Annotated in this window: 24 protein-coding genes; 15 read left to right on the top strand and 9 right to left on the bottom strand. The window is 68.2% G+C overall.

Annotated elements, in window-relative coordinates; all coding sequences use genetic code 11:
• The first annotated feature begins 36 nt into the window (after positions 1-36).
• Entirely contained in the window at positions 37-1,269 is a 1,233-nt protein-coding gene (locus tag QT382_RS09250; RefSeq protein WP_289253744.1) for a saccharopine dehydrogenase family protein, read from the top strand.
• Positions 1,269-2,024 (top strand): substrate-binding periplasmic protein, encoded by a 756-nt coding sequence (locus QT382_RS09245; RefSeq protein ID WP_289253743.1) that lies wholly within the window; start codon positions 1,269-1,271, stop codon positions 2,022-2,024. The genes QT382_RS09250 and QT382_RS09245 overlap by 1 nt, the downstream gene beginning before the upstream one ends.
• Before the next feature lie 73 nt (positions 2,025-2,097).
• Here QT382_RS09245 and QT382_RS09240 read toward each other — a convergent pair whose 3' ends face one another.
• Positions 2,098-3,528, bottom strand: a complete 1,431-nt coding sequence (locus tag QT382_RS09240; RefSeq protein ID WP_289253742.1) for a M16 family metallopeptidase — start codon at positions 3,526-3,528, stop codon at positions 2,098-2,100.
• 20 nt (positions 3,529-3,548) lie between these two features.
• On the bottom strand, positions 3,549-4,955 hold the full coding sequence (locus QT382_RS09235; RefSeq protein ID WP_289253741.1) for a M16 family metallopeptidase: 1,407 nt from the start codon (positions 4,953-4,955) through the stop codon (positions 3,549-3,551).
• Positions 4,956-5,115: 160 nt separating this feature from the next.
• On the opposite strand from QT382_RS09235, the gene QT382_RS09230 reads away from it, so the two are divergent.
• Together QT382_RS09230 and QT382_RS09225 are read left to right on the top strand one after the other, a co-directional pair.
• Positions 5,116-5,343: a hypothetical protein gene (locus QT382_RS09230; protein ID WP_289253740.1), complete on the top strand. Its 228-nt coding sequence runs from the start codon at positions 5,116-5,118 to the stop codon at positions 5,341-5,343.
• Between the two features lie 138 nt (positions 5,344-5,481).
• Positions 5,482-5,652, top strand: coding sequence for a hypothetical protein (locus QT382_RS09225; protein WP_289253739.1), 171 nt, complete (start codon positions 5,482-5,484; stop codon positions 5,650-5,652).
• Between the two features lie 12 nt (positions 5,653-5,664).
• Here QT382_RS09225 and QT382_RS09220 read toward each other — a convergent pair whose 3' ends face one another.
• The 3 genes from QT382_RS09220 to QT382_RS09210 are packed head-to-tail and all read right to left on the bottom strand — an operon-like array spanning position 5,665 to position 11,043.
• Positions 5,665-8,844, bottom strand: coding sequence for an error-prone DNA polymerase (locus QT382_RS09220; protein ID WP_502929884.1), 3,180 nt, complete (start codon positions 8,842-8,844; stop codon positions 5,665-5,667).
• A 2-nt stretch (positions 8,845-8,846) separates the two neighbouring features.
• Positions 8,847-10,136: a Y-family DNA polymerase gene (locus QT382_RS09215; protein WP_289253737.1), complete on the bottom strand. Its 1,290-nt coding sequence runs from the start codon at positions 10,134-10,136 to the stop codon at positions 8,847-8,849.
• Positions 10,117-11,043 (bottom strand): recombinase RecA, encoded by a 927-nt coding sequence (locus QT382_RS09210; protein ID WP_289253736.1) that lies wholly within the window; start codon positions 11,041-11,043, stop codon positions 10,117-10,119. Before QT382_RS09210 ends, QT382_RS09215 begins: the two co-directional genes overlap by 20 nt.
• A 156-nt stretch (positions 11,044-11,199) precedes the next feature.
• Here QT382_RS09210 and QT382_RS09205 point away from each other — a divergent pair, with 156 nt between their 5' ends.
• The gene (locus tag QT382_RS09205; RefSeq protein ID WP_289253735.1) at positions 11,200-11,790 is read left to right on the top strand and encodes a GNAT family N-acetyltransferase; all 591 of its coding nucleotides are present in this window, start codon (positions 11,200-11,202) and stop codon (positions 11,788-11,790) included.
• 6 nt (positions 11,791-11,796) lie between these two features.
• On the opposite strand, the gene QT382_RS09200 is transcribed toward QT382_RS09205, so the two are convergent.
• Positions 11,797-12,516 carry a Crp/Fnr family transcriptional regulator gene (locus tag QT382_RS09200; protein WP_289253734.1) on the bottom strand — a complete coding sequence of 240 codons (720 nt, stop codon included), beginning with the start codon at positions 12,514-12,516 and terminating at the stop codon, positions 11,797-11,799.
• Between the two features lie 181 nt (positions 12,517-12,697).
• Here QT382_RS09200 and QT382_RS09195 point away from each other — a divergent pair, with 181 nt between their 5' ends.
• From QT382_RS09195 to QT382_RS09160, 8 genes are all read left to right on the top strand, one after another.
• Positions 12,698-14,644: an AMP-dependent synthetase/ligase gene (locus tag QT382_RS09195; RefSeq protein ID WP_289253733.1), complete on the top strand. Its 1,947-nt coding sequence runs from the start codon at positions 12,698-12,700 to the stop codon at positions 14,642-14,644.
• Positions 14,644-15,429, top strand: coding sequence for an ABC transporter ATP-binding protein (locus tag QT382_RS09190; protein WP_289253732.1), 786 nt, complete (start codon positions 14,644-14,646; stop codon positions 15,427-15,429). Before QT382_RS09195 ends, QT382_RS09190 begins: the two co-directional genes overlap by 1 nt.
• Positions 15,430-15,441: 12 nt before the next feature.
• The gene (locus QT382_RS09185) at positions 15,442-16,371 is read left to right on the top strand and encodes a branched-chain amino acid ABC transporter permease (protein ID WP_289253731.1); all 930 of its coding nucleotides are present in this window, start codon (positions 15,442-15,444) and stop codon (positions 16,369-16,371) included.
• Between the two features lie 3 nt (positions 16,372-16,374).
• A complete protein-coding gene (locus tag QT382_RS09180; RefSeq protein WP_289253730.1) occupies positions 16,375-17,439 on the top strand; it encodes a branched-chain amino acid ABC transporter permease in 1,065 nt (354 codons plus the stop codon).
• A gap of 88 nt (positions 17,440-17,527) precedes the next feature.
• Entirely contained in the window at positions 17,528-18,862 is a 1,335-nt protein-coding gene (locus tag QT382_RS09175; RefSeq protein WP_289253729.1) for an ABC transporter substrate-binding protein, read from the top strand.
• A 179-nt stretch (positions 18,863-19,041) separates the two neighbouring features.
• A complete protein-coding gene (locus QT382_RS09170) occupies positions 19,042-19,848 on the top strand; it encodes an ABC transporter ATP-binding protein (protein WP_289253728.1) in 807 nt (268 codons plus the stop codon).
• Positions 19,845-20,150, top strand: a complete 306-nt coding sequence (locus tag QT382_RS09165) for a hypothetical protein (protein WP_289253727.1) — start codon at positions 19,845-19,847, stop codon at positions 20,148-20,150. The genes QT382_RS09170 and QT382_RS09165 overlap by 4 nt, the downstream gene beginning before the upstream one ends.
• On the top strand, positions 20,137-21,387 hold the full coding sequence (locus QT382_RS09160; RefSeq protein ID WP_289253726.1) for a phenylacetate--CoA ligase family protein: 1,251 nt from the start codon (positions 20,137-20,139) through the stop codon (positions 21,385-21,387). Before QT382_RS09165 ends, QT382_RS09160 begins: the two co-directional genes overlap by 14 nt.
• Before the next feature lie 21 nt (positions 21,388-21,408).
• Here the strand turns inward: QT382_RS09160 and QT382_RS09155 are convergent, their stop codons facing one another.
• Positions 21,409-22,134 carry a hypothetical protein gene (locus QT382_RS09155; protein ID WP_289253725.1) on the bottom strand — a complete coding sequence of 242 codons (726 nt, stop codon included), beginning with the start codon at positions 22,132-22,134 and terminating at the stop codon, positions 21,409-21,411.
• A 214-nt stretch (positions 22,135-22,348) separates the two neighbouring features.
• Here QT382_RS09155 and QT382_RS09150 point away from each other — a divergent pair, with 214 nt between their 5' ends.
• Both QT382_RS09150 and QT382_RS09145 read left to right on the top strand, forming a co-directional pair.
• Positions 22,349-22,825 carry an ABA4-like family protein gene (locus QT382_RS09150; RefSeq protein WP_289253724.1) on the top strand — a complete coding sequence of 159 codons (477 nt, stop codon included), beginning with the start codon at positions 22,349-22,351 and terminating at the stop codon, positions 22,823-22,825.
• A gap of 2 nt (positions 22,826-22,827) precedes the next feature.
• Positions 22,828-23,601, top strand: a complete 774-nt coding sequence (locus QT382_RS09145; protein ID WP_289253723.1) for a hypothetical protein — start codon at positions 22,828-22,830, stop codon at positions 23,599-23,601.
• A gap of 15 nt (positions 23,602-23,616) precedes the next feature.
• Here QT382_RS09145 and dtd read toward each other — a convergent pair whose 3' ends face one another.
• Both dtd and QT382_RS09135 read right to left on the bottom strand, forming a co-directional pair.
• Positions 23,617-24,057 carry a D-aminoacyl-tRNA deacylase gene (dtd, locus tag QT382_RS09140; RefSeq protein ID WP_289253722.1) on the bottom strand — a complete coding sequence of 147 codons (441 nt, stop codon included), beginning with the start codon at positions 24,055-24,057 and terminating at the stop codon, positions 23,617-23,619.
• Positions 24,054-24,944 carry a cation diffusion facilitator family transporter gene (locus QT382_RS09135; protein ID WP_289253721.1) on the bottom strand — a complete coding sequence of 297 codons (891 nt, stop codon included), beginning with the start codon at positions 24,942-24,944 and terminating at the stop codon, positions 24,054-24,056. Before QT382_RS09135 ends, dtd begins: the two co-directional genes overlap by 4 nt.
• Between the last annotated feature and the right edge of the window lie 25 nt (positions 24,945-24,969).

The following is a 24,969-nucleotide window of genomic DNA, read 5'->3' as shown; positions in this document are numbered from 1 at the left end:
CGCCACAATGCGATCCGATGCCTGCAAGGAGTTGCGATGTCGCGCGAGCGTCCCTATGACCTGATCCTGTTCGGCGCCACCGGCTTCACCGGCCGCCTGGTGGCCGAGTACCTGCTCAAGCGCTACGGCGCCGACGGCGAGCTGCGCTGGGCGCTGGCCGGTCGCAACCCGGCCCGCCTGGCCGAGGTCCGAGCCGGGCTGGGCGCGCCTGAATCCTTGCCGCTGCTGCAGGCCGATGCGGCGGATGCCGCCGCCCTGGCGCGGCTGGCGGCCCAGACCCGGGCCGTGATCACCACGGTTGGCCCCTATCAATTGCATGGCGAGCCCCTGGTGCGCGCCTGTGCCGAGGCCGGCACCGACTACCTGGACCTCTGCGGCGAGCCGCTCTGGATGGCCCGCATGATTCCGCTGCTGCAGCCGCTGGCCGAGCGCAGCGGCGCGCGCATCCTGTTCTCCTGCGGTTTCGACTCCATCCCCTTCGAGATGGGCGTGGTCTGGCTGCAGGCCCAGGCCCAGCAGCAGCTGGGCCATGCGCTGGGCGAAGTGCGGGCCCAGGTGCGCGTGATCAAGGGCACGGCTTCCGGCGGTACGCTGGCCAGCGGCATGGAAACCTACAAGGCGATCGCCCGCGACCGCTCGCTGGCCGGCCAGATGAGCAACCCCTTTGCGCTGACGCCGGGCTTCCGCGGGCCGCGCCAGCCCGAGGGCTCCAGCGCCGCCTTCGACGACTGGGAGCAGGGCTGGACCGGCCCCTTCGTGATGGCGGCGATCAACACCAAGAACGTGCACCGCTGCAATGCGCTGCGCGGCCATCCCTGGGGCCAGGACTTCGTCTACAGCGAGCGCCAATGGACCGGCGCCGGCAGCGCCGGCGAGAAGAGGGCGCGGCGCCTGGCCCGCCAGACCAGGCTGCAGAACCTGCTGCTGGCCCTGGGCCCGACCCGCGAGCTGCTGCGCCGCTTCGTGCTGGCCAAGCCGGGCGAGGGGCCTACGGCCGAGCAGCGCGAGCGCGGGCGCTACGAGATCCTGTTCAGCGGCCGTGACCGCGCGGGCAAGCAGTTGCGCGCCTGGGTCAAGGGCGACCGCGACCCCGGCTATGGCTCGACCTCGAAGATGATTGCCGAGGCGGCCCTGTGCCTGCTGGAGGAAGTCGGCCGCGAGCAGGCGCCGGGCGGCGTCTGGACCCCGGGGGCGGCCATGGGCCTGGCGCTGAGCCGGCGGCTGCAGGAACGGGCAGGGCTGACATTCGAACTGGGAGCGGCTGGCTGATGGGGACAGGCATCATCGACCTGCGCAGATTTTGGACGGGTCTGCTGGCGTCATTGCTGATGCCGGTGGCCGCGGCCGCCGAGGTCAGCATGGCCTTCGGCGAGCGCATCCCGCCGTACTGCTTTCCGCAGACCAATTCCGGCATCGAACTCGAGGTGATTGGCGAGGCCCTGGCCTGGCGCGGCCACAAGCTCAAGCCGGTCTACTTCCCGTTCGCGCGCATTCCCATCGCCTTCAAGGACGGCACGGTGGAAGCGGCCATGACCGACCTGGGCGAGGACATGGCGCCCTTCGGCGGCCATTACGGCGACCCGGCGGTGCTCTACGACAACGTCTTCATCTCGCTGAAGAGCAGCAAGCTGGTGATACGCAGGCCCGAAGATCTCAAGGGCCTGTCGGTGATCTCCTTCGTCGGCGGCGCGCGGCGCTATCCGCAGTGGCTGGACGCGGTGAAGGCGGCCGGTCACTACACCGAGCAGAACGACCAGGCAGTGCAGGTGCGTACCTTGATGCGCGGCCGCTACGACCTGGTACTCAGCGACCGCGGCATCTTCAAGTACTTCGCGCTGCAGTTCCGGCGCGAGGGCGGCGAGCTGCTGCCGGTGGAGGAGCATGCCTTCACCAAGGTCAACCCCATGGACTACCGGCCGGTGTTCCGCAGCAAGCAGGTGCGCGACGACTTCAATGCCGGCCTGGAACATCTGAAGAAGACCGGCCGCTACCAGGCGATCTACGACCGCTACCTGAAGGAATGATCAGCGGCCGATAAGAAAAAGGGCCGCAACCCTTTCAGGTCGCGGCCCCGGTCCGGACGGACGATGCCGAGGCTTACTTGCCCTGCACCGTGAACTCGCCGAACTCCTTCAGCTGCTCGCTGACGGCGGCCTTGTCGCCGACCACCACGATGCTCTGCGTGGCCGGGTCGAAGTACTTCCTGGCCGTGTCGCGCACCTGCTCGGCCGTGACCTTCTGGATCATGGGCACGTAGTTGCCGAGGAATTCGGACGGCAGGCCGATCAGCCAGTTGTTGGCCAGCGTGCGGGCCACGGCGCCCTGCAGCTGGGTGCTGATCAGGTAGCCGCCGGCCACGTAGCGCTTGTTCATCGCCATCTCGTCGGCGCCGACCAGGTCGGTGCCCAGGCGCTTGTACTCGGAGAAGAACTCCTTCAGCGCCGCGCCGGTGACCTCGTTGCGCACGTCGGCGCCGCCGATGATGGCGCCACCGTCGCGGTACGAGCGGGCCCCGGCCGAGGCGCCGTAGGTGTAGCCCTTTTCCTCGCGCAGGTTCAGGTTGACGCGGCTGCTGAAGCCGCCACCGAGGATGGTGGAGGCCAGGCGCAGCGGCACCTGGTCGGCCGCGCCGGCGTCATTGCCCGGACGGCCCAGGCGCACGGTGGACTGCACGCTGCCCGGACGCTCCAGCAGCAGGCGCTGCACCGCGGCATTGGCCTGGGTGTGCGGCACGGCGGCCGGGGCTTCGCCCGTGGCCTTCCAGTCGCCGAAGGCGGCCTCGATCTGCTTGAACAGCTGCTCGGCGTTGACCCGGCCGGTCACGACCAGCAGGCTGCGCTCGGGCCGGAAGCGGCGCGCATGCTCGGCGCGCAGCAGTTCGGGCGTGGTGGCATTGATGCTGTCGGCCGTGGCGCGGATGCGGGCATAGGCATGGTCGCCGAAGACGACGAAACCCATGGCGCGCTCGGCGCGGTAGCCCGGGTTGGCCTCGCTGGCCTTCAGGCTCTGCAGCGCATTGGCCTTGGCCAGGGCCACCTCGCGGTCCGGATAGGCCGGCGTGCGTGCCACCTCGGCCAGCAGCTGCAGCATGGCCGGCGCGTTGGAGGCCACGGCATTGGCGAACACGGTGATGCCGTCGTTGCCGGCACCGGCGCCGATCTCACCGCCCAGGCCCTGGGCGGCTTCGGCGATGGCGCGCGAATCGCGCTTGGCCGTGCCTTCGTTCAGCACGTTGGCCAGCATGCCGGCCAGGCCCGACTGGGTGGCCGAATCGGCGCCGTAGCCGGCGCCGCGCACCCCCAGCACATAGTCGACGCGGGGCAGTCCGTTGCGCGGCACCACCCAGACCTCCAGGCCGTTGGCCAGGGTCTTCTTGGCGATCTTGGGCACCGGGATGGGCTTGTCCTGGCCGAAGGCCGGCAGCTCGGCCGGCAGCTTGACCTGGGCGGCCTGGACGGTGGCGGACAGGGCGAGCGCCGCGGCCAGGGCCAGCAGCGTCTTGGAGGCGAACTTGTGTTGGATCTTCATGGCGATGGTCCTCGGGCTCGTCATTGCTTCTTGTCGGCAGCGGAGGCCGGGGCGGCCGGCGCGGGAGCAGGTGCCGGCTTGGGCGCCGGCTTGCGGTCGATGACCGAGCGGTTCTCGCGGGTCAGGTAGGTCTTGGCGGTGCGCTGCACGTCGGCGGAGCTGACGGCCGAGATCCAGTCCGGGATCTGGTTGACCACCTTGGCATCGCCCCACAGCGTCTGCAGGCGGGCCAGCGTGTCGGCGCGGCTCAGGAAGCTCTCCAGGCCGTTGTACCAGCTGGCCAGCATGCTGGTCTTGATGCGCTTGAGCGTGGCCTCGTCCACGCCGTCCTTGACCACCTTGGCGATTTCCTCGTCCATGGCGGCCAGCACCGCGTCGGCATTGGTGGTCGGCTTGTAGAGCGTGAACACGGTGAACAGCGTCGGGCCGTCATATTCCCAGGGGCTCGTCAGGCCGTACAGCGAGTTCATGTTCAGCGACAGCTCGCGGCCCTTGACCATGCCCTGGTAGAAGCGCGAGGCGTCGCCGCCGGCCAGCAGCTCGCCGAGCACGGCCATGGGCGCCTGGTCCTTGGAGCCGCGATCCGGCATTTTCCAGGCGGCGGCCAGGGCCGGCACCTGGGCCAGGGTGTCGCTCTGCTCCAGGCGCTTCTCGGCCGTGTTCAGGCCTTCCTTGAAGTCGGTGCCGGCCGGCACCGGACGCTTGGCGATACCACCGAAATACTTCTCGGCCAGCGCAAAGCCCTGGGCCGGCGTCACGTCGCCGGCGATGGACAGCACGGCATTGTTGGGGCCGTAGAAGTCGCGGTGGAAGGCGCGCACATCGTCGAGGTTGGCGTTCTCCAGGTCGGCGAAGCTGCCGTAGCCGTCGTGGTTGTTCTCCCACTTGTTGAAGGCCAGCATGCCGATGTCTATCCACATGAAGCCGCCATAGGGCTGGTTCTTCACGTTGACGCGGATCTCTTCCTTGACCACGTCCTGCTGGTTCTTCAGCGTGGCCGGGTTGAAGTCCAGGGTCTTCATCCGGTCGGCTTCCAGCCACAGGATGGAGTCCAGGGCCGAGACCGGGGCGGTCTCGATGTAGTTGGTGAAGTCGGCGCGGGTCGAGCCGTTGTTGCGGCCGCCGCCGCTGGTGATGACCTGGTCGAACACGCCCTTGGGCGCCTTGGGCGTGCCCTGGAACATCAGGTGCTCGAACAGATGGGCGAAGCCGGTGCGGCCGCGCGGCTCCAGTCGCATGCCCACGTGGTAGACCACGCTGACGCCGACGGTGGGCGAGCTGTGGTCCTCGGAGACCAGCACGGTCAGGCCGTTGGACAGCTTCTTGCTCTGCACCGGCACGGTCCAGCGGTCGGCATCGGCCGCCAGGGCCGACAGCGACAGCGCCATGCCGGCCAGCAGCAGGGAAAGTTTGGGAGTAGTTCGCATGAACGGTTCCTCGTTGGGTCAGGGAGGCCGGGCGGCTGAAGCTGCGGCTCGGCTGGAACAAAGGAGGCGATGTTAGGCGCGAAATCGGAGAGTGACTTCAGGCATATGGGCAGGACATTCGAGCCCACGCTGGGCCGGTTCGCTGTGCTAGCCTTGCCGCATGAATGCCCCCCTGATTCAGGAGCTTGAACAGCTCAGCGCCGCCGAGCGGCGCTTGCTGGGCGAAGCCCTGATCCAGAGCGCCAACAGCGAGTCCGACGCGCCGCTGCTTTCGCCGCAGCAGTGGGAGGAGTTGCGCGAGCGCCTCTCTTGGCATCGGGCCCATCCTGGCGAGCCAGGACTCAGTTTCGAGCAGTTGAAGTCCAGGTTGCAGTCCCTGTCTCGCTAGGCTCGCATGGGCTTCAGCGTGCGCTTCATGCCGCTGGCGGTGCAGGAGATTGCCGAGGCTCACGCCTGGTACGGCCAGCCGCATGTCGCCAGGGCAGACGAGTTCCTCGAGGACCTGTAGCGCAGCCGGGACTTCCTGGTGCTGAATCCGTTCCTGTATCCGGTCCTTGAACTCGATCTGCGCCGGGTGAACCTGCGCCGCTTCCCCTATGCGCTTTTCTTCATCGTCGAGGGCGATCAGGTCACGGTGCTGGCCTGCTTCCATCAGCATAGAAAACCGCTGACCCGGAAGGACTTGTCGGGACCCTGATCCTCGGCGCCCTCAGCGGAAATCCCGGCTCTCGGTGGCCAGGCGGCCAAGCCACGGGCTGAGGTTCTCGAAGCTTTCGGCCAGCAGGTGCTGGACGCCACCGTCGCCGCGCTGCCAGCGGCCGTGCACGGCCAGCAGGCGCGAGGCCAGGATGATGGAGCGGTAGTCCTCGTAGACCTGGCGCCAGACGATGACCTGGACATTGCCGGTCTCGTCTTCCAGCGTGATGAACAGCGTGCCCTTGGCAGTCTGCGGCCGCTGGCGGCCGGTGACTATGCCGCAGGTGCTGACGCTGCGGCGGTTGCGCCCGCCCTGCAGCTCGGCCGAGCTGGAGAGCCCGCGCGCCGCCAGGCGCGGCCGCAGGATGGCCAGCGGATGGCTGCGCAGCGTCAGGCCCAGCGAGCGGTAGTCCCACAGCACCTCCTCGCCCTCGCCGGCCTCGGGCAGGGCCAGCTCGGCTTCGGCCGGCAGCGAGCCCTGCAAGAGCCTGGGCAGCGAGCGCAGGGCGCTGGCCTGCCAGACCTGCTGGCGGCGGTGGCCGGCCAGCGAGGCCAGGGCATCGGCGGCGGCCAGCAGCTGCATCTCGCGCTGCTCGAGCCGGGCACGCAGGGCCAGGTCTTGCGGATGGGCGAAGGGGCCATGGGTCCGGGCCGCGACTATGCGCTCGGCCGCCTTGTCCGACAGCCCGGCCACCAGGCGCAGGCCCAGGCGTATGGCCGGCTGTTCGTGGCCGGCTCGCTCTTCCAGCGTGCTGTCCTTGTCGCTCCACGACACATCGGCCGGCCGCACTTCCACGTCATGGCGGCGCGCGTCCTGCACCAGTTGCGAGGGCGTGTAAAAGCCCAGCGGCTGCGAGTTCAGGAGCGCGGCCAGGAAGATGGCAGGCTCGTGGCATTTGAGCCAGCTGGAGACATAGGTGAGCAGCGCGAAGCTGGCCGCATGCGACTCCGGAAAGCCGTAGGACGAGAAGCCCTTGATCTGCTTGAAGATGCGCTCGGCGAACTCGTCCTCGTAGCCGTTGCGCCGCATATTGGTGACGATCTTTTCGTAGAAGCGCTCCAGGTCGCCGGGCCGCTTCCAGGCCGCCATGGCGCGGCGCAGCTGGTCGGCCTCGCCGGCCGAGAAGTTGGCGGCGATCATGGCCACCTGCATCACCTGCTCCTGGAAGATGGGCACGCCGCAGGTGCGACCGAGCGCCAGCTTCAGCTCGGGCTTGGGATAGTGGATCTTGTCGGCCGGCCTGAATCGGTTCTTCAAATACGGGTGGACCATGCCGCCCTCGATCGGACCGGGCCGCACGATGGCGACCTCGATCACCAGGTCGTAGAAGGTGCGCGGCCTCAGCCGCGGCAGCATGGACATCTGGGCCCGGCTCTCGATCTGGAACACGCCCACGGTGTCGGCCCGGCAGATCATGTCGTAGGTGGGCTTGTCCTCCGCCGGCACCGTGGCCAGCTCGATCTCGCGGCCGCGCCACTGGCGGTAGAAGTCGAAGCTGCGGCGTATGCAGCTCAGCATGCCCAGGGCCAGCACGTCGACCTTCATCAGGCCGGCGGTGTCGAGGTCGTCCTTGTCCCATTCGATGACGGTGCGGTCCGGCATGGCCGCGTTCTCTATCGGCACCAGGCGCGACAGCGGGCCCTGGGTCAGCACGAAGCCGCCCACATGCTGGCTCAGGTGGCGCGGCATGCCCACCAGCTGCCGGCTCAGCTCGACCAGCTGGCGCAGGCGCAGGTCCTCGGGATCCAGGCCCAGCTCGATCTGCAGCTGGCGCAGCCGGCCCTCGGGCAGGGCGTAGTCGGACCAGCCGCTGTGGTCGCGCGCCAGCGCCTCGATCAGCGGCTCTTCCAGGCCCAGGGCCTTGCCCACGTCGCGGATCGCGCTGCGTGGCTGGTAGCGGATCACGGTGGCGGCGATGGCCGCGCGCTCGCGGCCGTACTTGCGGTAGAGGTACTGGATCACCTCCTCGCGCCTTTCATGCTCGAAGTCGACGTCGATGTCGGGCGGCTCGTTGCGCTCCTTGCTGATGAAGCGCTCGAACAGCAGGGTGCTCTCCGCCGGATCGACCGAGGTGATGAACAGGCAGAAGCAGACCACGCTGTTGGCCGCCGAGCCGCGGCCCTGGCAGAGGATGCCTATCGAGCGGGCGTACTGGACGATGTCGGCCACGGTGAGGAAGTAGTGCTCGTAGCGCAGCTCGGCGATCAGGGCCAGCTCATGCTCGACGCGGGTGCGCCAGGCCTCGCCGCCGTCTTCGGGCCAGCGCTTCTTCATGCCGGCCTCGGTGAGGGCGCGCAGATGCTCGGTGGCGGTGAGGCCATCAGGCACGACCTCGCTGGGATAGTGATAACGCAGCTCGTCGATGGAGAACTGGCATTGGCCGGCCACGTTCAGGCTCTGCGCCAGCAGCTCGGGCGGATAGAGCTGGGCCAGGCGGACCCGGTTGCGCAGATGACGCTCGGCATTGGGCTGCAGCGCCAGGCCGCATTCGGCCACGGTGCAGGAGAGGCGCGTGGCGGTGAGCAGGTCCTGCAGGGCCTTGCGCGAGCGGCGGTGCATGTGGACGTCGCCGGCCGCGACCAGGGGCAGGGCCGTGGCCTCGGAGAGCGCCTGCAGGCGCTGCAGCCAGCGCTCGTCCGACAGCTCGCGCAGCAGCTCCACCGCGATCCAGGCGCGGCCGGTGAAATGGCGCAGCAGCCAATGGGCCTGGTCCAGCAGCTCGGTGTCGCCGGCCTCGCGCCGCGGCAGCAGCAGCAGCAGGCAGTCGTCCAGCGCCTGCGGCCGCAGATCGGTCCAGGCCAGGCGGTAAAGGCCCTTGGTGGGGCTGGCGCGGCGCAGCTCGGTGATGAACTGGCAGAGGTTGCCGTAGCCGTTCATGTTGCGGGCCAGGGCCACCAGCTTGAAGGCCGGCTCGCCGGACGCGTCGCGGACCAGGAATTCGCTGCCAATCAACAAGCGGGGCAAGGACGGCGCCGGCGCTTCGTCGGTGGCTTCTTCGGCGGCCTCCTTGGCCAGGCGGCGCAGCTGGGCATGGGCCCTCACCACGCCGGCCAGCGAGCATTCGTCGGTGATGGCGATGGCCGCATAGCCCAGCTCGGCGGCGCGATCCACCAGCTCCTCGGGATCGGAGGCGCCGCGCAGGAAGCTGAAGCTTGAGAGGCAATGCAGCTCTGCATAAGGCGGGACGTTCATCATCAGGCGAACACCCCGTGCAGATACCAATGCGGCTGCTCGCCGGCCAGGCGCTCGTGGAAGATCCACAGCAGGGCCTGCGCCGGGTTGCGGGCCAGGAAGTAGTCGCGCTGCACCTGGGCCGGCTCGGGCCGGCCGCCCCACCAGCCGCCTTCTATGCGCTGCGGGCCCAGCAGCAGCTGCAGCTCGCCGCAGTACAGCGGCTGGTCGTGGCGGGCCAGCAGGCGCAGCGGCGGGTCCAGCAGCCAGCTGGGCTGGGGCTCCAGCGGCAGCAATCCGCCGGTCGGCGGGCGCGTGGGCAAGACCTGGCCCCAGGGCAGCCAATCCTGCAGGCATTCCAGCCGGTGGTCCTCGCGCGGCGCGGCGCGGCGCACGTTCTCGGGCCCCAGGCGGACCGCCATGCGCTCCAGCAATTGCAGCAGCGGCTCCCGGGCCTGGTCGGGGTCGTCGGGCAGCAGCGAGAAGCTGTCGTCGGGCAGCAGCTCGATGCAGTCGGCGCTCAGGCGCAACTCGCCGGCCGGTGCTTCGAGCCGGGTCTGGCCCAGGTGCTCGCCCAGCAGGCGCTGCAGATGGGCGAACTGGCGCGTGGGCTCGGCCGTGGCCAGGCGCAGCTCACCGCCCAGGCCGGCCTCGCGCGGCCGCATCGCGTCGTGCTGCCAGGCCAGGGTGAGTGTGCGGATGCCGGCGCGGCGTGCGGCCAGCCAGGCGCAGAGCTGGTGCAGCAGCGCCTCGGCGTAGTGCAGCAGGGCCGGCGCATGCTCGATGCGGAAGGGCAGCTCCCGCCGCAGCTCGAAGCTCTCGGGCGCCAGCACCCAGTCATGGGCCTCGGGGGCGAGGCCATAGGCCTGGTCAAGCGCTTCCAGCAAGGCTTCGCCGAAGCGCCGCGCGGTGGGCGCGCGCGGCAGGCCGCGCAGGTCGGCCAGGCATCGACAGCCCAGGCGCTCCAGCATGGCGCCGGCTTCCTGTGTGGCGCTCAGGCAGGGCAGGGGCAGGGCGTCGAGCAGCTCGGCCAGCGGCCGGGCGAAGCCGTTGACCACGCCGCCGCGCGCCAGGGCCAGGGCGCCCAGCGAGGTCGGGGCCCAGGCCAGTCCGGCCAGGCTGCTTTCTCCCAGTTCGGCCAGCAGCCGCCGGTGCAAGGCGCGGCGGCCGCCGAACAGGCGCAGGCTGGCGCCCAGCTCCAGCAGCACCGCGTCCTCGCACAGCGCCACCCGCGGCGTGAACTGCAGCGCCCACCAGGCCAGCTGACGCAAGCGCGCCGCCGCATCGGCGGCCTCACTGCAGGGCAGGGGCAAGAGGGCGAGCCAATGCGGTCGGGGGCGTAGTGAGCAGGGGGCGTCGGGCAGCGGACGTGGCAGAGGGGGCAAGCCCATCGCCGGTCTCCGGTGGAGGGGTGGAGGAAGAAGAGGCGAGCAGCAGCCGGCTTGGCAGCAGAGCCTGCAGGGCGTTGGGCAAGGCTGTCAGCCGCAGCAGCTGTTCGTGCATGGGGCCGCGGCGCTTGAGGATCTGCAGCTCCAGGGCCCAGTCTTCGCCCGGAGCCAGTTGCAGCCGCAGCGGCGCGGCCGAGGACTGCGAGGCCGCGGCCAGCGGCCGGAACAGGAAGACCGGCGCACTGCAGCTCAGGGCCGCGGTCTGCAGCCGGCGGACCTGCTCGGGCCGAGCCGCCGGCAGCCAGGCCAGCACGGCGGCCGCGGCATTGGACTTGATCGCCTGCTCGGTGGCCCAGAGCGCCTGCTCCTGGCGCTGCGGAGCTATCCAGACCAACTGGCGCGCGGCGATGCCGTGCTCCCGCAGACCGGGCAGATGCGGCATCAGCGGCGGGTTGATCAGCAGCAGCGTGCGCGCCGAGGCCGCCGGTGCGGCGACCCGGCGGCGCGACCGGCCCGACCTGCCTGTGGCCACCACCGGCGGCTGGATCAGCAGCGGCCTGAGCATTGGGCCCAGCAGCCGCCATTCGGCCAGGCCGGCCTGGGCCTGCAGCACCTCGGTCAGCGCCCGCGTGGGCCAGCCGCCGCCGGGCAGTTCGGCATCGAGTTCGGCATAGCCGCTGGGCAGGCCCGGGCTCTGGCACTGGCCCAGGCTGGCGGCACGCCAGACCCGCGGGTCGGCCTGCAGCAGGGCCTCGGTGCCGGAGGCTTCGGGGAGGAGAAGACCGGCCGGGGACTGGGCGCCCGCGGCCGGCCTGATGGTTGGGCTCAGCATGGTTGAATACTGTATGAACGTACAGTATATGAATCCAACGGGCCGCCGCAAGCCCCGCGGATGTCGATTGCTTCACGGCCAGAGTCGGAGCGAATCCGAGGGTTTACGCCGAGTCTTCATAATCCGGGAAAACCCTCGTTCGACGGATCCATGCCCTTGCCCCAAGACCCCGCCCCCTGGCCTGCCCATGAAACCGCCCGGCTGCTGCTGCGCGCGCCGCAGGCTGCCGACCTGGCGGCGCTGCATGAGATCCAATCCGATCCGGTCAGCAATCGCTTCCATCCCGGCGGCCTGCTGGAAACCCAGGACCAGGCGGCCGAGCTCTTGCAGGCCTGGCAGGCCCATTGGCAGGTCCAGGGCTTTGGCTACTGGGCCATCGCCCTGCTGGAGCGGCCTGGGGAGCTGCTGGGTTTTGGCGGCCTGATGAACAAGCCGGTGGCGGGCCGCCAGGCGCTGAGCCTGTATTTCCGCTTCCGGCCCCAGGCCTGGGGCCAGGGTTATGCGGCCGAGATGGCCCAGGCCGCGCTGCGCCTGGCCTTCGGGCCCTTGCAGGCGCCGGCGGTGCTGGCCGTGGTCCAGGCCGCCAACACGCCTTCACGCAAGACGCTGGAGCGGGTGGGCCTGAGGCTCAAGGGCTCGCTGGCCGATGTGCCGGGCCAGCCGGCCGACCTGCTCTACGAGATCACTGCCGGCCACCACGCCACGCTGCCCCAGCTGCCGCCGCAGGCCACGCCGTTCGGGGCCTGAGGCGACTCAGCCAAAGCGCCGCAGCGCCTGCAGGTCCAGCACGCGCAGGCCGCCGTACTCGATGCGTATCAGGCCGTCTTCCTGCAGCCGGCGCAGCGCCTGGTTGACCCGCTGGCGCGACAGGCCCACCAGATAGCCCAGCTCCTGCTGCGTGATCCGCAGGAGCGTGCCGACGCCGGGATAGAGCAAGGGGTGGAAGAGGGCGGCCAGGTTGCGGGCGACCCGCAGGTCGGGGTCGTTGCTGCGGTCGGTCTCGCGTGCCGCGATGAACTGGCCCAGACGCTCGTTCAGCTGGTTGATGACGAAGCGGTTGAAGGTGATGCTGGTTTCCAGCAGATGGTGGAAGTCCTCCAGCGGCAGGCCGGCCACCACGCTGCGACGCAGGGCCTGGATGTTGTAGCGATAGACCTCGCGCTTGAGCAGCGTGCCCTCGCCGAACCAGCCGCCCGGCGGCACGCCGGTGAAGGTGATGGCCTGGCCGCTGGAATCGTCGTTGCTCATCTTGAGCAGGCCGTCGATCACGCCGAACCAGAAGTTGGCCGGCTTGCCTATGCGGCAGACCCGCTCGCCGACCTCTGCTTCGGCCACCTGCAGCTGCTTGGCCACCTGGTCACGCTGCGCGGGTTCGAGCACGGCCAACCAGGGAATGGCGGCCAGTTCGGCCGGCGTGGCCATGCGGGCGCGCTGGCGCAGCGGAGGGTGTTGGATGGTGGATTCCAGGCTCATGCTTGTTGACGCAGGGCTGACAAGGGACGCAAAACGGGCCTGGTGAAAACCTGCTCCAGGGATGACCCTAGGATTGTCGTTGCAACGACAACCAGGCGTCAAAGTGAGGCCGTAGGATCGCGCCATACAGGGGCCGCCACCGGTGTTTCGGTGCGCCAGACGCCCCGGCAGGAGACAAGCAGTGACGACGACATTCCCGCGTCTGATGCTCGATCACGCGAAGCAGCGCCCCGACGACGCTGCGCTGCGTGAGAAGGAATACGGTATCTGGCAAGCGACCAGCTGGTCGGCCCTGGCCCGCCTGGTCGAGGCCCTGGCCCAGGGCCTGCATCAGGCCGGTCTGCAGCGCGGCCAGCACCTGATCGTGGTCGGCGAGAACCGGCCGCGGCTTTCTGCCGTGATGCTGGCCGCCCAGTCTCTGGGCGCCATCCCTGTGCCGCTGTACCAGGACGCGGTGGCGGCCGAGTTCCAGTTTCCGCTCGCCAATGCCGAGGTCGGCTTTGCCGTGGTCGAGGACCAGGAGCAGGTCGACAAGCTGCTGGAGATCCGCGAGCAGTGCCCGCTGCTGCAGCACATCTGGTACGACGATCCGCGCGGCCTGCGCAACTACGACGAGCCGGGCCTGAGCCCGCTGGATGCGCTGATCGCCGCCGGCCAGGCCGAGGCGCAGGCCCATCCGCAACTGTTCCGGCAATGGGTGGACCAGGTCCAGCCCGAGGACGTGGCCGCGATGTTCTTCACCTCGGGCACGACCGGCAACCCCAAGGGTGTGGTCCACACCCATTCCACGCTGATCGACCGGGCCCAGGCCGGCGCCCGCTTCGACAAGCTGGGCCACGACGAAGAAGTGCTGGCCTATCTGCCGCCGGCCTGGATTGGTCAGAACATCTTCAGCTACGCCCAGTGGCTGGCCTGCGGCTACGTGGTCAACTGCCCCGAGTCCGCCAGCACCGTGTCCATCGACCTGAAGGAAATCGGCCCGACCTACTACTTCGCGCCGCCGCGGGTCTTCGAGGGCTTGCTGACCAGCGTGATGATCCGCATGGAAGACGCCTCCAGCCTCAAGCGCTGGCTGTTCCGCCGCTGCATGGACCTGGCCCGCCGCGTCGGCCCGGCGCTGATGGACGGCAAGCCGGTCGGCACGCTGGATCGTCTGAAGTACCTGCTGGGCACCGCCCTGATCTATGGCCCGCTGCGCAACACGCTCGGGTTCTCGCGAGTGCGAGTGGCCTACACGGCCGGCGAGGCGATCGGTCCCGACCTGTTCAGCTTCTACCGCTCCATCGGCATCAACCTGAAGCAGCTCTACGGCTCGACCGAGACCGCGGTCTTCGTCTGCCTGCAGCCCGACAACGAGGCCAAGGCCGACACGGTGGGCGTGCCCATAGACGGCGTGGAGATCAAGCTCGCGGACAACGGCGAGATCCTGGTGCGCTCGCCCGGCCTGCTCAAGGGCTATTACAAGAACGAAGCGGCCACGGCCGAGGTGCTGACCGCCGAGGGCTGGTACCACACGGGCGATGCCGGCTTCATCGATGCCGGCGGCCATCTGAAGATCATCGACCGCGCCAAGGATGTGGGCCGCCTCAATGGCGGGCCGCATGACGGCGCCATGTTTGCGCCCAAGTATGTGGAGAACAAGCTCAAGTTCTTCTCCCACATCAAGGAGGCCGTGGCCTTCGGCGACCAGAAGGACCGGGTCTGCGCCTTTGTCAACATCGACTTCGACGCCGTGGGCAACTGGGCCGAGCGCCGCAACCTGCCGTACGCCGGCTACACCGACCTGGCCGGCAAGCCCGAGGTCTACGAGCTGATCCGCGACTGCGTGGAAAAGGTCAACGCCGACCTGGCCCAGGACGAGCGCCTGGCCGGCAGCCAGATCACCCGCTTCCTGGTGCTGCACAAGGAGCTCGATGCCGACGACGGCGAGCTGACCCGCACCCGCAAGGTCCGCCGCGGCGCCATTGCCGACAAGTACGCGGTGCTGATCGACGCGTTGTACGAGGGCAAGGCCTCGCAGTTCATCGAGACGGCGGTGAAGTTCGAGGACGGCCGCACGGGCTCGGTCTCGGCCGATCTGAAGATCGTCGACGTGAAGACCTTCCCGGCCGTGCGGAGGGCCGCCTGATGTCCAGCAAGAAAATCGGCGAGGTCATCCTCGAGGTCAAGAACATCTCGCTGGCCTTCGGCGGCGTGAAGGCGCTGACCGACATCAGCTTCGATGTGCGCGAGCACGAGATCCGTTCCATCATCGGCCCCAATGGCGCCGGCAAGAGCTCGATGCTGAACTGCATCAATGGCGTCTACCACCCGACGCAGGGCTCGATCAGCTTCAAGGGCCAGACCTTCAAGCACATGAACTCGCGCCAGGTGGCGGAGATGGGCGTGGCGCGGACCTTCCAGAACCTGGCCCTGTTCAAGGGCATGAGCGTGCTGGACAACATCATGACCGGCCGCAACCTGCACATGAAGAGCAATCTGCTCTTGCAGGCTTTGCGCTGGGGCCCGGCGGAGCGCGAGGAGATCGCCCAGCGCGAGAAGGTCGAACGCATCATCGACTTCCTCGAAATCCAGGCCTACCGCAAGACTCCCGTTGGCCGTCTGCCCTACGGCCTGCAGAAGCGCGTGGACCTCGGCCGCGCGCTGGCCATGGAGCCGCAGGTGCTGCTGCTGGACGAGCCCATGGCCGGCATGAACGTGGAAGAGAAGCAGGACATGTGCCGCTTCATCCTCGACGTCAACGACGAGTTCGGCACCACCATCGTGCTGATCGAGCACGACATGGGCGTGGTGATGGACATCTCGGACCGCGTGGTCGTGCTGGACTACGGCAAGAAGATAGGCGACGGCGCGCCCGACGAGGTGCGCCGCAACGAAGACGTGATCCGTGCCTACTTGGGCACTTCGCATTGAAAGACCGCTGACATGGGATTCCTCATAGAAACAGTCTTCGGCGGCCTGATGACCGGCATGCTGTATTCGCTGATCGCCCTGGGCTTCGTGCTGATCTTCAAGGCCTCGGGCGTCTTCAACTTCGCTCAAGGAGCGATGGTGCTGTTCGCCGCGCTGGCGATGGCGCGCTTCTCGGAATGGATTCCGAAATGGCTGGGCTTCGACAACGCCTTCGTCGCCAATGTGCTGGCCTTTGCCGCGGCCTGTGCGGTGATGGTGGTGGTGGCCTGGTGCGTGGAGCGCCTGGTGCTGGGCAAGCTGGTCAATCAGGAGGGCATCACGCTCTTGATGGCCACGCTGGGCATCACCTATTTCCTCGAAGGCCTGGGCCAGAGCCTGTTCGGCTCCGACATCTACAAGATCGACGTGGGCATGCCCAAGGAGCCGATCTTCCTGTTCGAGAAGGCCTTCGAGGGCGGGGTGCTTGTCAACCAGGAGGACCTGGTCGCCGCCGGCATCGCCGCCGTGCTGGTGGCCCTGCTGGCCCTGTTCTTCCAGAAGACCTCGACCGGCCGCGCCTTGCGGGCCGTGGCCGACGACCACCAGGCGGCCCAGTCGATCGGCATTCCGCTGTCGCGCATCTGGATCATCGTCTGGAGCGTGGCCGGCTTCGTGGCCCTGGTGGCCGGCATCATCTGGGGCTCCAAGCTGGGCGTGCAGTTCTCGCTCTCGCTGGTCGCCCTGAAGGCCTTGCCGGTGGTGATCCTCGGTGGCCTGACCTCGGTGCCCGGCGCCATCATCGGCGGCCTGCTGATCGGCGTCGGCGAGAAGGTCTCCGAGGTCTACCTCGGCCCCAGGCTGGGCGGCGGCATCGAGATCTGGTTTGCGTATGTGCTGGCACTTGGGTTCCTGCTGGTCAGACCGCAGGGCTTGTTCGGCGAAAAGATCATTGATCGGGTCTGAACCATGCTCTATAGAGAAAACGGCCAGTTCAAGGTCTCCTACCGCGCCGACAGCGCGGTGTTCCCCATCCGCCAGGACCGTGTCGCCATCGCCCTGATCCTGCTGCTGGCCTTCGTGGTCGTGCCGGGCCTGGCCTCGGAGTACCTGTTCCGCGCCATCCTGATTCCCTTTTTGATCCTGTCGCTGGCGGCCCTGGGCCTGAACGTGCTGGTGGGCTACTGCGGCCAGATCTCGCTGGGCACCGGCGCCTTCATGGCGGTGGGCGCCTATGCGGCCTACAACTTCCAGGTCCGCATCGAGGGCATGCCGCTGATCGCCTCGCTCTTGCTCGGGGGGCTGAGTGCCACCGCGGTCGGCGTGCTGTTCGGCATTCCCTCGCTGCGCATCAAGGGCCTGTACCTGGCCGTGGCCACGCTGGCCGCACAGTTCTTCTGCGACTGGGCCTTTCTGCGCATCGCCTGGTTCACCAACAACTCGCCCTCGGGCAATGTCAGCGTCTCCAACCTGCAGGTGCTGGGTGTGGCCATAGAGACGCCGGTACAGAAGTATCTGTTCTGCCTGAGTCTGGTCGTGGTGTTCGCGGTGCTGACCAAGAACCTGGTGCGCTCGGCCATTGGCCGCGAATGGATGGCCATGCGAGACATGGACGTGGCGGCCGCCGTCATCGGCATACGCCCGGTCTACGCCAAGCTCAGCGCCTTCGCCGTGTCCAGCTTCATCGTCGGCGTGGCCGGCGCGCTGTGGGGCTTCGTCCACCTGGGCTCCTGGGAGCCGGCGGCCTTCTCCATCGACCGCTCGTTCCAGCTGCTGTTCATGGTCATCATCGGCGGCCTGGGCTCGGTGATGGGCGCCTTCTTCGGCGCGGCCTTCATCATCATCCTGCCCATCCTCCTGAGCCAGCTGCCGCATTGGCTGGGCATTCCCATCGCCACCGAGACCTCGTCCCACCTGGAGTTCATGGTGTTCGGCGCGCTGATCGTGTTCTTCCTGATCAAGGAGCCGCATGGCCTGGCGCGGCTCTGGTCTACGGCCAAGGAAAAGCTGAGACTGTGGCCGTTCCCGCATTGAGTGATTGACTGATCGATCAGGCCCGGAGTTCCTTCTTCATTCGAAACCACAAAGCGCGCCACGAGCGCGCACAACCGGAGACAGCAAGATGATGACTAAACGACTCAAGTCCCTTGCCCTGATGGTCGCGGTCGCCGCGGCCGGGTTCGCCACCGTGGCCACCGAAGCCCTGGCCCAGTCCAAGGAGCAGTTCTTCCCGGTGCTGGTCTACCGCACCGGCGCCTATGCGCCCAACGGCACGCCCTGGGCCAACGGCTATGTGGACTACCTGAAGCTGGTCAATGCCAAGGGCGGCATGAACGGCGTCAAGATCAGCTACGAGGAATGCGAGACCGGCTATGCCACCGACCGCTCGGTCGAGTGCTACGAGCGGCTCAAGGGCAAGGGTGCGACGCTGTTCCAGCCGCTGTCCACCGGCGCCACCTTCGCGCTGACCGAGAAGGCGCCCGGCGACAAGATCCCCCTGATCACCGCCGGCTACGGCCGCAGCGAAAGCCAGGACGGTGGCATCTTCAAGTGGAACTTCCCGCTGCTCGGCACCTACTGGGTGGCGGCCGACGTGCTCTTGCAGCACGTGGCCAAGAAGGAGGGCGGCTGGGACAAGCTCAAGGGCAAGAAGGTCGCCCTCGTGTACCACGACAGCCCCTACGGCAAGGAACCGATTCCGCTCTTGCAGGAGCGCAGCAAGCTGCACGGTTTCGAGCTGCAGTTGCTGCCGGTGACTGCGCCAGGCGTCGAGCAGAAGGCCACCTGGCTGCAGGTGCGCCAGAGCCGGCCGGACTATGTCTTCCTGTGGGGCTGGGGCGTGATGAACTCCACCGCGCTGAAGGAGGCCCAGGCCACCGGCTATCCGCGCGACAAGATGTACGGCGTCTGGTGGGCCGGTGCCGAGCCCGACGTGAAGGACGTGGGCGACGGCGCCAAGGGCTACAGCGCCGTGACCATCCAGCATGGCGCCGAGCCACAGGCCAAGGTGGTGCAGGAGGTGCTGGCCCAGGTCCATGGCAAGGGCCAGGGCACGGGACCCAAGGACGAGGTCGGCCAGGTGCTCTACATGCGCGGCATGCTGTCGGCCATGCTGGGTGTCGAGGGCGTCAAGCGCGCCCAGGAACGCTTCGGCAAGGGCAAGGTCATGAACGGCGAGCAGGTCCGCTGGGGCCTGGAAAACCTGGCGCTGGACCAGAAGAAGCTGGACGCCCTGGGCTTCGCCGGCGTGATGCGCCCGGTCTCCACCTCCTGTGCCGACCACATGGGTTCCAGCTGGGCCCGCGTGCACAGCTGGGACGGCAAGAAGTGGAACTTCGTCGGCGACTGGTACGAGGCGGACGAGCAGATCATCAAGCCGATGGTGAAGAGCACGGCCGAGCGCTACGCCGCAGAGAAGAAGCTCACCCGGCGCACCCCGGAAGACTGCCAGTCCTGAGGACTGGCAGTCTTCGGCAATACGCATTTCTTCAGCTCCCACCCCATCCCCGCCCTCCGTGAGGGCGGGGCACAGCAACCCCACCCCTGTCCCCGCCCCCGCGGGGCGGGGAACTCTCTGCGAAGAGTGTTCGGTTCAGCGCCGCGAGCGGCGTTGAACCGAGTCAAGCGAGGCAAGTGATGAGCAATGTGCTTCTGAACGTCAACGGCATCGAGGTCATCTACAACCACGTGATCCTGGTGCTCAAGGGCGTGTCGCTGCAGGTGCCCGAGGGTGGCATCGTGGCCCTGCTGGGCGGCAATGGCGCGGGCAAGACCACGACGCTGCGGGCCGTGTCCAACCTGCTCGCCGGCGAGCGCGGCGAGGTGACCAAGGGGTCCATAGAGCTGCGCGGCGAGCGCATCGAAAAGCTCAGCACGGCCCAGATGGTGGACCGCGGCGTGATCCAGGTGATGGAGGGCCGGCACTGCTTCGCCCACCTCACCATAGAAGAGAACCTGATGACCGGCGCCTACACCCGCAAGGACGGCAAGGCGGCGGTCAACGCGACGCTGGAAAAGGTCTACAACTACTTCCCGCGGCTCAAGACCCGCCGCGGCTCGCAGGCCGCCTACACCTCGGGTGGCGAGCAGCAGATGTGCGCCATCGGCCGGGCCCTGATGGCCAATCCCAGGATGGTGCTGCTGGACGAGCCCTCGATGGGCCTGGCGCCGCAGATCGTCGAGGAGGTGTTCGAGATCGTGAAGGACCTCAACACCAAGGAAGGCACGACCTTTCTGCTGGCCGAGCAGAACACCGGCATGGCGCTGCGCTATGCCGACTACGGCTACATCCTCGAGAGCGGCCGCGTGGTGATGGACGGCGAGGCCAAGGCCCTGCGCGAGAACGAGGACGTCAAGGAGTTCTACCTGGGCGTGGGCGGCGAGAACCGCAAGAGCTTCAAGGACGTCAAGAGCTACAAGCGCCGCAAGAGGTGGTTGGCATGAGTGATAGCGAAGACTGGGGTTTTGCGCTCCCCGCTTTCAAGCCCGACGAGGCCTTGCAAAGGCTGCGTCGCGATCTGCGCGAGCTCGGCCTGACCGAGCGCGAAGGGCGCTTCGAGCGGCGCGGGAATGCCATCGCCCGTGCTGCCGTCGATGGCCAGCAGCTGCGCGTCGCCGTGGTCAAGCGGCCGGCGCGGTCGCCGGAGTGGAACGAAAAGATGCTCAAGGACAGCGGCCAGCTGCGCGAGTTCGTGGCCCTGGTGAAGAAGAGCCTGGCGGGGTGGGGCAGCGATGTCGATGAATGACTTTTTCTACGACGCGCTGGAGGCGCGCGACCCGGCGCTGCGCGAGCAGGCCCAGATGCAGGCATTGGATAGGCAGGTCCGTCATGCACGCAGCAACACGCAAGCGTTCGCCGAGCTGCTGGCCGATGCGCCCGACCAGGTGAACAGCCGCGAGCTGCTGGCCAGGCTGCCGGTCACCCGCAAGTCCGAGCTGCTGGCGCGCCAGCAGGCCCATCGTTCAAGGGATGCCTTCGGCGGCTTCTCGGCCATCGCCTGGGGCGCGGCGCGGCGGGTGTTCCAGTCGCCGGGCACGATCTACGAACCCGAGGGCTCGCGGCCCGACTACTGGCGGGTGGCGCGCGCCCTGCATGCCGCCGGCTTCCGGGCTGGCGAGCTGCTGCACAACAGCTTCTCCTACCACCTGACCCCGGCCGGCTCGCTGATGGAGACCGGTGCCCATGCGATTGGCTGCACGGTCTTTCCCGGCGGTGTGGGCAATACCGAGCTGCAGCTGCAAGCCATGGCCGAGTTGCGTCCTCAAGGCTATGTGGGCACGCCCAGCTTCCTGAAGATCCTGCTGGACAAGGCGGCCGAAGCCGGCCAGCCGCTGTCGGTGGTCAAGGCCCTGGTCAGTGGTGAGGCCTTTCCGCCTTCGCTGCGCGACTGGCTGCTGGAGCGCGGCGTGACCGGCTACCAGTGCTATGCCACGGCCGACATAGGCCTGATCGCCTACGAGACCCCGGCCCGCGAGGGCCTGGTGATCGACGAGGGCGTGATCGTCGAGATCGTGCGCCCCGGCACCGGTGACCCGGTGCCCGAGGGCGAGGTCGGCGAGCTGGTCGTGACCAGCTTGAATCCCGACTACCCGCTGATCCGCTTCGGCACCGGCGACCTGTCGGCGATGCTGCCCGGCCACTGCCCCACGGGCCGCACCAATGGCCGCATCAAGGGCTGGATGGGTCGGGCCGACCAGAGCGCCAAGGTGCGCGGCATGTTCGTCCATGCCAACCAGGTGGCCGAGATAGGCAAGCGCCTGCCCGAGCTGGGTCGGCTGCGCCTGGTGGTCGAGGGCGAGATGGCCAGCGACCGCCTGACGCTCAAGGCCGAGCTGGCCGCGCCTGCGCCCGAAGGCCTGCAGGCCCGCGTGGTCGAGGCGGTGCGTGACATCACCAAGCTCCGCGCCGAGGTCCAGTTCCTGGCCCCCGGCAGCCTGCCCAACGACGGCCGGGTGATCGAGGACGCGCGCAGCTACGCCTGAGCTCGCGCGCGAGGCCCTCTCTTACTTGCTTTCCAGGTCTATGGTCTTGGCCGGCTGACCCTTGTCGTCCAGCAGCTGGATGCTGGGCTTGCCTTCCGGTGTGACCATCAGCATCAGGCGCGGGCGCCCCTGGGCGTCGCTAAGCATCAGGGCCGAGGACTTGCCGGGCGTGGTGCCCAGGGTGACCCGGTTGGTCTGCAGCTGGCCCTGAGCCCTCATCTCGCTGATGGCAGCGCGGCGGGCGGCGGGGTCGAGCTTCTCGATCTCCTTCATGCGGGCGGTGCGTGCATGGACATCCAGCTCCGTGCCGCTGGGCTGATCATTGATCTTCAGCGCGCTGTAGTTGTCGCCGCCACGCTCCGCATGCAGCAACTGCAGGACCTGGTCTTGCCTGAATCGGTCGAAGGTCAGGCTGAGTCCGGCATCGGCCTTGCCGTCCGCCGCGACCGCACCCTTCTGGATGAAGCCACCGTTCTCGGTGCCCTCGTCATTGATGAACAGCATGCCGGCCTTGTCGGCCCGGTCCGGGCGGGCGCCTTCCTTGCCCTGCATGAAGTCGCCGGGGAACTGTGCCTTGTTCGAGATCACCAGGCGCAGCGTGCCGTCAGGCTCGCGCACATTGATGCGGCCCACATCGATCTCCTCGAACTTGGCCGGCGGCGCCTTGGCGCCGGTCAGCAGCGTGATGGCCATGATGGCCGTGGCACTGGCGGCGCAGCCGCTAAGAAACGTGGCGAGCTTGCTCATTCTGGGTCCTCCTTGACCTTGTCGATTTCAGGAGGCGCGAGTGTAGGCAGCGCCTCTCCCGCGACGCCGTCGCCTGCGACAGGGCGTCGAATCCGCGGCATGGGACGTTCAATGGCCACGACCCTTGGCATGACCAAAGTATCTTGACATCGTTCAAATAAACAAGAACACTGCGCACCTATATCTGAACAGCGTTCAAATTAAGGAGTGGCGCATGAATCTGGATCTCTGGCTGGACCCGGCGAGGGTCTTTGCCATCGGCAATGGCCTGGCCCCGCTGGGCTGGCTGCTGCTGGTGGCTTCGCCCTACCGGGCCTCCTGGTCGCGCTGGGCGCGGCTCGTCAGCGGACGGGTGCTGCCTCTGCTGCTGGCCGTCGCCTATGTGGCCCTGTTCCTGCACAACGGCATGGGTGACGGCGGCTACGGCTCGCTGGACGAGGTGCGCCGCCTGCTGGCCCAGCCGGCCCTGCTGACGGCAGGCTGGCTGCACTACCTGGCCTTCGACCTGTTCGTCGGCAGCTGGATCGCCGAGCGTGGCGGGGCCATGGGCCTGCCGCACTGGCTGATCGTGCCCCTGCTGCTGTTGAGCTTCCTGTTCGGGCCGGCCGGCCTGCTGGCCTTCGCGCTGCTGCGTGGCGGCTGGTTGCGCTGGCGCGGTGCTGCGGCCGGCTCGCTGGCAACGGAGGGCTGAACATGCAAACCCTTGCCCTGCAATTTCGTTCCTCGGGCTGGCAGCGGGTCTTCGCGCGGCTGCAGGAAGATGCTCCCGCGTTGACCTGGTACGCGCTTGGCTTGCTGGTGCTGGTGCCGCTGATGTCCATTGGCTGGATGACGGACGAGCGCCTGGTCCGCGGCGCCATCGTCTGGATCAAGCCGATCAAGTTCGCGCTGGCCATCGCCTTGCTGGCGCTCACCACGGCCTGGTTCATCGGCCATCTGCCGGCCGCCATGCGGCGCGGCCGCGCAGTCCGGCGCCTGAGCTGGCTGCTGATCGCCAGCGGCAGCTTCGAGTTCGGCTATATCCTGCTGAAGGCCGCGATGGGGCAGGGCTCGCACTTCAACGAGGTCGACACGCTGCACCAGGTCATGTATGCGCTGATGGGCCTGGGCGCCCTGGCGCTGACGGCCACCCAGCCCGCGCTGGCCTGGCTGTTGTGGCGCCATCCCGACCCGCGGCAGGCCTCGGGCCATCGTCTGGCGATGCTGTTGGGCCTCACGCTGACGTTCGCCCTGGGTGCCATCGTCGGCGTGATGCTGGGCAATCACCGGCCGCCCGAAGGCGGGCTGCCGGTGCTGGGCTGGGTGCTGAGTGGCGGCGACCTGCGGCCGGCCCATTTCGTCGGCATCCACGCCGGGCAACTGCTGCCCATGGCTGCACTGGTCTGGCCCAGCCGGCGCGCGGTCTGGACCTTCACCTCAATCCTGAGCCTGCTGTTCGGCGCCCTGGTCTTGCTGGGCCTGAGTTGAGCCTCGGCCGCATGCTCAGTTCATGCGCATGGGGATGGTCACCGGGCCGTCGTTGACCAGGTGGACCTGCATGTCGGCGCCGAACTCGCCACCGGCCACTTCGCCGTGGCGGCTGCGTGCATAGGCCAGCGCATGCTCGTAGAGACGCCGGCCCAATTCGGCCGGTGCGGCAGCGCTGAACGAGGGCCGGTTGCCGCCTCCGGTGTCGGCGGCGAGGGTGAACTGCGAGACGATCAGCAGCCCGCCGGCACAGTCCTGCACGCTGCGGTTCATCTTGCCGGCCTCGTCGGAAAAGATGCGCAGCTTGAGGACCTTGTCCAGCAGCTTCTCGCAGAGCTTCTCGTCGTCGGTCGGCTCGGCGCAGAGCAGGACCAGCAGGCCGGGGCCGATCCGGCCTACGGTGGCGCCAGCCACCTCGACACGGGCTTCGCGGACGCGTTGGAGCAGGGCGATCAAATCAGGTCCTTGGGGTCGTCAAAATGGGCTTCCACGTCCATGGGAAGCAGCTGGATGCTGGCCCGCAAGCCCGGCACGGCGCTCATCAGGGCCTGTTCGACCGAGCTGCGCACCGCGGCGGCGCGGCCCAGGCTCCATGAAGACGGCATGTGCATGTGGAGGTCGACAAAGCGCCGCTGGCCGGCACGTCGGCTGACCAGGTGGTCGAAGCGGATGGTCTGATGGCTGAACTCGTCCAGCACCTGATGCACCAGGGCCAGCGACTCGGTCTCCAGGGCCTGGTCCATCAGGCCTTGCGAGCTGGTCCACACCAGGTGGGCGCCTTCCCTGAGGATGTTGAGAGCGACCAGCGTGGCCAGCAGCGGATCCAGCCAGGTCCAGCCGGTCAGCCCGACGCCGACCAGGCCGACGACCACACCGGCCGAGGTCCAGACATCGGTGAACAAATGCCGGGCATCAGCCTCCAGGGCCATCGAGCGATGCTCGCGGCCCTTGCGAAGCATGGCCCAGGCCAGCAGGCCGTTGAGGACGGAGCTGACGATGGCGAGGCCCAGGCCCAGGCCCAGCGACTCCACCGGCTGCGGGGTCAGGAAGCGGTGGCCGGCGGCCCACAGGATGCCCAGCGCCGCGGCAATGATCAGCACGCCCTCGAAGCCGCTGGAGAAGAACTCGGCCTTGTGATGGCCGAAGGGATGGTCCTCGTCCGGCGGTCGCGCCGCCACCGTGACCATGGCCAGGGCAAACACCGCGCCGGCAAGGTTGACCAGCGACTCCAGCGCATCGGCTGCCAGGCTGACCGAGCCGGTCCACCACCAGGCCGCGGTCTTGAGCGCGATCGTCAGCAGGGCCAGCGCGACAGACAGCTTGAGATAGGAGCGCACTTGCATCGCGGCATTGTCACCGGGATGCCCC

Source organism: Pelomonas sp. SE-A7 (assembly GCF_030345705.1).
Lineage (GTDB): Bacteria > Pseudomonadota > Gammaproteobacteria > Burkholderiales > Burkholderiaceae_C > JAUASW01.
Note: the sequence above shows the minus strand (reverse complement) of the source record. Positions and strands in the feature narration are given on the sequence as shown.

What these genes read in the sequence shown, in the direction of transcription:
- QT382_RS09240 (WP_289253742.1), bottom strand. Translation starts at nt 3,528, where the DNA reads ATGAAGATCCAACACAAGTTCGCCTCCAAGACGCTGCTGGCCCTGGCC.
- QT382_RS09230 (WP_289253740.1), top strand. Translation starts at nt 5,116, where the DNA reads ATGAATGCCCCCCTGATTCAGGAGCTTGAACAGCTCAGCGCCGCCGAG.
- QT382_RS09145 (WP_289253723.1), top strand. Translation starts at nt 22,828, where the DNA reads ATGCAAACCCTTGCCCTGCAATTTCGTTCCTCGGGCTGGCAGCGGGTC.
- QT382_RS09200 (WP_289253734.1), bottom strand. Translation starts at nt 12,516, where the DNA reads ATGAGCCTGGAATCCACCATCCAACACCCTCCGCTGCGCCAGCGCGCC.
- QT382_RS09185 (WP_289253731.1), top strand. Translation starts at nt 15,442, where the DNA reads ATGGGATTCCTCATAGAAACAGTCTTCGGCGGCCTGATGACCGGCATG.
- QT382_RS09210 (WP_289253736.1), bottom strand. Translation starts at nt 11,043, where the DNA reads ATGCTGAGCCCAACCATCAGGCCGGCCGCGGGCGCCCAGTCCCCGGCC.
- QT382_RS09175 (WP_289253729.1), top strand. Translation starts at nt 17,528, where the DNA reads ATGATGACTAAACGACTCAAGTCCCTTGCCCTGATGGTCGCGGTCGCC.
- QT382_RS09165 (WP_289253727.1), top strand. Translation starts at nt 19,845, where the DNA reads ATGAGTGATAGCGAAGACTGGGGTTTTGCGCTCCCCGCTTTCAAGCCC.
- QT382_RS09160 (WP_289253726.1), top strand. Translation starts at nt 20,137, where the DNA reads ATGTCGATGAATGACTTTTTCTACGACGCGCTGGAGGCGCGCGACCCG.
- QT382_RS09155 (WP_289253725.1), bottom strand. Translation starts at nt 22,134, where the DNA reads ATGAGCAAGCTCGCCACGTTTCTTAGCGGCTGCGCCGCCAGTGCCACG.
- QT382_RS09170 (WP_289253728.1), top strand. Translation starts at nt 19,042, where the DNA reads ATGAGCAATGTGCTTCTGAACGTCAACGGCATCGAGGTCATCTACAAC.
- QT382_RS09220 (WP_502929884.1), bottom strand. Translation starts at nt 8,844, where the DNA reads ATGAACGTCCCGCCTTATGCAGAGCTGCATTGCCTCTCAAGCTTCAGC.
- QT382_RS09245 (WP_289253743.1), top strand. Translation starts at nt 1,269, where the DNA reads ATGGGGACAGGCATCATCGACCTGCGCAGATTTTGGACGGGTCTGCTG.
- QT382_RS09150 (WP_289253724.1), top strand. Translation starts at nt 22,349, where the DNA reads ATGAATCTGGATCTCTGGCTGGACCCGGCGAGGGTCTTTGCCATCGGC.
- QT382_RS09190 (WP_289253732.1), top strand. Translation starts at nt 14,644, where the DNA reads ATGTCCAGCAAGAAAATCGGCGAGGTCATCCTCGAGGTCAAGAACATC.
- QT382_RS09235 (WP_289253741.1), bottom strand. Translation starts at nt 4,955, where the DNA reads ATGCGAACTACTCCCAAACTTTCCCTGCTGCTGGCCGGCATGGCGCTG.
- QT382_RS09250 (WP_289253744.1), top strand. Translation starts at nt 37, where the DNA reads ATGTCGCGCGAGCGTCCCTATGACCTGATCCTGTTCGGCGCCACCGGC.
- QT382_RS09135 (WP_289253721.1), bottom strand. Translation starts at nt 24,944, where the DNA reads ATGCAAGTGCGCTCCTATCTCAAGCTGTCTGTCGCGCTGGCCCTGCTG.
- QT382_RS09180 (WP_289253730.1), top strand. Translation starts at nt 16,375, where the DNA reads ATGCTCTATAGAGAAAACGGCCAGTTCAAGGTCTCCTACCGCGCCGAC.